The 649-nt window shown below is 39.0% G+C and carries 1 rRNA gene; it reads right to left on the bottom strand.

Features of this window, described 5'->3' with window-relative positions:
- Positions 1-557 precede the first annotated feature (557 nt).
- Positions 558-649: ribosomal RNA gene (gene rrf, locus CWS31_RS17360) — 5S ribosomal RNA — on the bottom strand; the annotation flags it as partial.

Raw genomic sequence — 649 nt, 5'->3', positions numbered from 1 at the left:
CAGCGAGAATTAAAAGGTTTAAAAGCAAGGCATTGATTGAAGAGAATGGTTATTCCCTTGTCAAAATCAATAACGCAGCTTGTAAACCTTTTAAAATCGCCCTCTGGGAGCTATCTCGATACCCACTAACATCGTTAAATTTATTTGATTTAGAATGACTAAACCGAAACAAATTTGCCTTGTTAATGAGTATCGAATATAGCTCTGAGTTGAGAAGAAACTTAATCAAATTGGTATAACAGAAAAAAATACGTTTTTGGTCACCTGCAGGGCAGCTTCCTACGTGGTATTTTTTAAATGCTTTAAAGCAAAAAGTTTGAATATTTGCAACCTACAGCACGACGTAGGAGGCTGCCCTGCAGGCGAAAAGATTAGAGCACCTGAATGTTTATGTCTCGTATATTTATCTATCAATAAGTTGAGTTAAGTAACAACAAAAAACTACGTTTTTTGTGTCACCTGCAGGGCAGCTTCCTACGTGGTATTTTTTAAATGCTAAAAAGCAAAAAGCCCGCAACAATGTTGCGGGCTTTTCAGAGCTTTCGCTCAAATTAGAAGTCTAGCAATGTCCTACTCTCACATGGGAACTCCCACACTACCATCGGCGCAACTGCGTTTCACTTCTGAGTTCGGAATGGATTCAGGTGGG

Origin of the sequence: Colwellia echini (assembly GCF_002843355.2) — a bacterium.
GTDB classification, from domain to species: Bacteria; Pseudomonadota; Gammaproteobacteria; order Enterobacterales; family Alteromonadaceae; genus Colwellia; species Colwellia echini.
Note: the sequence above shows the minus strand (reverse complement) of the source record. Positions and strands in the feature narration are given on the sequence as shown.